The 4,115-nt window shown below is 64.6% G+C and carries 5 protein-coding genes; 2 read left to right on the top strand and 3 right to left on the bottom strand.

Annotated features, from left to right (window positions below; genetic code table 11):
* The 3 genes from WA702_RS30335 to WA702_RS30325 all read right to left on the bottom strand — a co-directional run.
* On the bottom strand, nucleotides 1–833 hold an 833-nt coding region (locus WA702_RS30335), incomplete at its 3' end, for an L-idonate 5-dehydrogenase (protein ID WP_425114216.1).
* A gap of 31 nt (nucleotides 834–864) precedes the next feature.
* Nucleotides 865–1,632 carry a glucose 1-dehydrogenase gene (locus WA702_RS30330; protein WP_425114215.1) on the bottom strand — a complete coding sequence of 256 codons (768 nt, stop codon included), beginning with the start codon at nucleotides 1,630–1,632 and terminating at the stop codon, nucleotides 865–867.
* Nucleotides 1,633–1,639: 7 nt separating this feature from the next.
* On the bottom strand, nucleotides 1,640–2,836 hold the full coding sequence (locus WA702_RS30325) for a mandelate racemase/muconate lactonizing enzyme family protein (protein WP_425114217.1): 1,197 nt from the start codon (nucleotides 2,834–2,836) through the stop codon (nucleotides 1,640–1,642).
* A gap of 150 nt (nucleotides 2,837–2,986) precedes the next feature.
* Between WA702_RS30325 and WA702_RS30320 the strand changes: the two genes are divergently transcribed.
* Both WA702_RS30320 and WA702_RS30315 read left to right on the top strand, forming a co-directional pair.
* Nucleotides 2,987–3,745 carry a GntR family transcriptional regulator gene (locus tag WA702_RS30320; RefSeq protein ID WP_425114214.1) on the top strand — a complete coding sequence of 253 codons (759 nt, stop codon included), beginning with the start codon at nucleotides 2,987–2,989 and terminating at the stop codon, nucleotides 3,743–3,745.
* A gap of 34 nt (nucleotides 3,746–3,779) precedes the next feature.
* Nucleotides 3,780–4,115, top strand: a 336-nt coding sequence (locus tag WA702_RS30315) for an MFS transporter (RefSeq protein ID WP_425114213.1), incomplete at its 3' end; no start/stop codon positions are given.

Genomic DNA, 4,115 nt, shown 5'->3' with positions numbered 1-4,115 from the left:
GTGTTCAACGGCAAGGTCATCTCACCGCCGATCCCGACCTGCACGATGATGCCGCCGGGCCTGAGCACATCGAGCGCGCTGCGCAGCGCCGCCTGATTGCCGGAGGCCTCGAACAGCACGTCGAAGGTGCCCTTGTCGGCCTTGTAGCCGTCGAGCGCCGCGCCGTCCTTCGCGACGTTGGCCACGCGACTGGCACCCAGCTTCTCGGCGACCGCCAGCGGCGCGTCGGCGACGTCGGTGACGACGATCTCGGCCGCGCCGCCATAGCGCGCGACCACCACCATCAGCGCGCCGATCGGGCCGCAGCCGGTGATCAGCACGCGCTTGCCCAGCAGCGAACCTGCCTGATGCGCCGTATGCAGACACACCGACAGCGGCTCGGCCATCGCAGCCTCGGCGAGCGACAGTTTTGCGGAGATCGGCACCGCCTGCGCGGCATCCACCGTGATGTATTCGCGGAAGCCCCCGTGAACATGGGGATTGCGCATCGCACTGCCGAGGAAGCGCATGTCGAGGCACTGGTTGCGCAGCCCCTCTCGGCAATAACGGCAATGACCGCACGGCAAGCTCGGATTGACAGCGACGCGCATGCCCTCGGTCACGTCAGTCACGTCCGCTTCAACCGCAGCGACGACGCCTGAGATCTCATGCCCCAGCGCCATCGGATGCTGGATGCGCACGGTGCCGAAGCCGCCATGATGATAGTAATGCAGGTCGGAGCCGCAGATGCCGCCATTGGCGATTTTCACACGCACTTGCCCAGCATCGGGCCCGGTATCCGGAAAATCGTCGATCCGCAGATCCTTCGGCGCGTGAATGACGATGGCGCGCATGGGCGTCTCTCCCGTTATTATTGTCGGCGGCTCACATCGCGGCGAGCATGCCGCCGTCGACATAGATGGTCTGGCCGTTGACATAGGTCGACGCGTCCGACGCCAGGAAGATCGCGGCACCCACCAGTTCGTCCGGATTGCCCCAGCGCTTGGCGGGAATGCGCGACATCAGCCAGTTGTTGAAATCCGGATTGCTGACCAGCGCCTGGTTCATGTCGGTCAGCATGTAGCCGGGCCCGATCGCATTGGCCTGGATGCCGTGCTGCGCCCACTCCACCGCCATCGCGCGGGTGAGGTTGCGGATGCCGCCCTTGGCCGTGGTGTAGGGCGCGATGGTCGGCCGCGCCAGTTCGCTCCCCAGCGAGCCGATATTGATGATCTTGCCGCGCTGGCGCGGGATCATCCGCTTGCCCGCCTCGCGGCCGATCACGAAAGCACTGGTCAGATTGGTCTCGATCACCTTGCGCCATTCGTCGGTGGTGAATTCCACCAGCGGCTTGCGGTGCTGGATGCCGGCATTGTTGACCAGGATATCGACCGCGACGCCATCGGCATCGAAGCGTTCGAACGCCTGCACGATGGCGGCTTCATCGGTAACGTCGAATGCGGCCGAAAGCGCCTGATGTCCGGCGGCGCGAAACTCGCCGGCGGCGGCCTCGGCCCGCGCGGCATCGGTGCCGTTGATGATAAGCCGCGCGCCGGCCCTGGCGAAACCTTCCGCAATGGCGCGGCCGAGGCCGCGCGAGGAGCCGGTCACCAACGCGGTCTTGCCGGAAAGGTCGAATAATGCAGTGGACATGCTGAACTCACAGATTGCTGCGGCGGGCGGTCAGGTCGGAGCGATCGAACACCGCGGGCTTAAGATCGACGCCGAGGCCCGGGCCTTCCATCGGATAGACGTAACCATCCTTGATCACAGGCATGGTGGTGACAAGCTCGTTGTACCAGCCCTTATAGAAGGCCCGCACCGATTCCTGAATCAGCGTGTTGGGCTGGCTGAACGACATATGCACCGCGGCAATGAAGCCGACCGGGCCAATGCAGTCGTGGGGAGCAAAGGGGCGATGATAGGTCTCCGCCATCGCCGCGATCTTGCGCCCTTCGGTCAGGCCGCCGGTCCAGCACAGATCCGCCATCACCACATGCGCGGCATCGCGATCAAGCATCTCCTTGTATGGGTAGCGCGAGCCGAGGGTCTCGCTGGCACAGACCCAGGCATCGGTCGAGCGGGCATATTCGGCCAGTGCCTGCGGCGAGTTCATCCGGATCGGGTCCTCGTACCAGGTCGGCTGATAGGCCTCCAGCACGCGGGCGATCTGCTTGGCGGCCGGCAGATTCCACAGAGAATGGAATTCGACCATGATCTCCATCTTGTCGCCGACGGCCTTCCTGATCTTCTCGAACGGCTCGACCGCGGTCTTCATCTGCGCGGCGGTGATGTAAAGGCCGTGGTTCTCCTGCGCGGCCGGATCGAAGGGCCAGATCTTCATCGCCGTGATGCCGCTCTCGAGCAGGCTCTCGGCCAACTGATCGGCGCGATTCATGAAGCCGTCGAGGTCTTCGTAGGGGCTGTCGGTCTCCAGGCTCCAGTTCGACACCGGACTGATATTGGTCGAGCGCACATAGCGCGTGCCGGCGCAGGTGTTGTAGATGCGCTGCTTGTCGCGGCAGAGGCCGCCGAGCATCTGGTGCACCGGCTGGTTACAGACCTTGCCGAACAGGTCCCACAGCGCGATGTCGATGGCGGAGGCCGCGCGATATTCGACGCCGGTCGAGGACTGCGCCATCGGAAGGTTGAGCATGTCGCGATGGATCGCCTCGATCCGCAGCGGATCGCGCCCGAGCAGGCGGCCGGCAAAGGTGTCGTGGATCTGCGCCTCGATGGCGCCGGCGCCGTAGAAGGTCTCGCCGAGCCCGATCAGGCCGGTGTCGGTATGGACGCGGACCCAGATGACGTTGGCGAATTCCTCGGTGCGCAGGGTCTCGATCGCAGTGATCTTCACAGACATTCCTCCACTGCCGCTACTTTGAACGCATCTGTAACAGGCCTTTCGCAGCCATACGCCCACTTGTAATATATCACAATATGTTTATTGCTGATCAGTGGGACCGCGCCGAGACGCGGGCCGGAGGAAGGCCACCGAGGACACCACATGGCGCAGCGCAAGGGCGCTCTCAAACTCGCGAAGCAGGATAGCGATGACGCACCGCAGCAGCGGAGCGCAGGCAACCTGTTCGAGGCCGCCTACCTCAAGATCGAGGAGCTGCTGGTCAATTGCACCTTGAAGCCCGGCCGCTTTCTCACCATGCAGGAGTTGCAGGATATCACCGGCTTTGGCCGCACTCCGGTGCACAGCGCGGTCAACCAGCTCGCGACGGATACGCTCATCATCATCCGCCCGCGCCATGGCCTGCAGGTCGCGCCGATCGATCTCGCCCGCGAGCGCCTGCTGCTCGGCCTGCGGCGCGACATGGAGCGCTTCGTCATCCGCCTTGCGGCAGAGCGCGCCAGCCTCTCGCACCGCAACCAGATGCAGCAGATCGAGCGCATGCTGAGCGAGCGGCGCGCCGGCGTGTCGATCGACGAGTTCAACCAATTTGACCGCCGCATTGACGCGCTGGTGCTCGCCGCCTCCGGCGAGCCGTTCCTGGCGCACACGATGCGGCCGCTGCACACGATCTATCGCCGCATCGGCTTCATCTATCACCGGCTGCTGCCGGACCATGATCTCACCGGCACCATCGATCGCCACGTCGCCATCCTGAATGCCGTCGCAGGCCAGCGCGCATCGGCCGCCGTGAAGGCCAGCGACGCGCTGATCGACTTCATGGACCAGATGTTCGCCGACATGACCACGGGCATCGATCCCGGCCTGCTCGACTGCAACATCGAGCCGCTGCCGCTGATTTGAACTGCACGCCATCACGCCAACGAAGAGGACCTTCATGAGTACCATCACCGCCGACGATCCATTGCCGCAGCAGACGGCCATCGACAGCGCCGTGCGCTATCTGGTGAAGAACTACAGCCCGAAGGGCAACCGGGTCGGCTGGCTGATGATGGCCTCGATCCTGGTCGAGGCCTGGGACCTCTATTCGATCGCCTTCGTGCTGATCTTCGTCAAGGAGCAGTACAATCCCGGCGCGCGCGAGCTCGGGCTCGCCGCTGCCGGCACCCCGGGCGGCGCGCTGACCGGCGCCCTGATCGGCGGCTGGCTGTCGGACAAGATCGGCCGCCGCGTCATGTTCCTGTCGACGATGATCATGTTCATCGTGCTGGCG

It is taken from the genome of Bradyrhizobium sp. (genome assembly GCF_049798375.1).
Lineage (GTDB): Bacteria > Pseudomonadota > Alphaproteobacteria > Rhizobiales > Xanthobacteraceae > Bradyrhizobium.
Note: the sequence above shows the minus strand (reverse complement) of the source record. Positions and strands in the feature narration are given on the sequence as shown.

Excerpts from the sequence above, each read along its gene's own strand:
- WA702_RS30330 (WP_425114215.1), bottom strand. The coding sequence starts at position 1,632 with ATGTCCACTGCATTATTCGACCTTTCCGGCAAGACCGCGTTGGTGACC.
- WA702_RS30320 (WP_425114214.1), top strand. The coding sequence starts at position 2,987 with ATGGCGCAGCGCAAGGGCGCTCTCAAACTCGCGAAGCAGGATAGCGAT.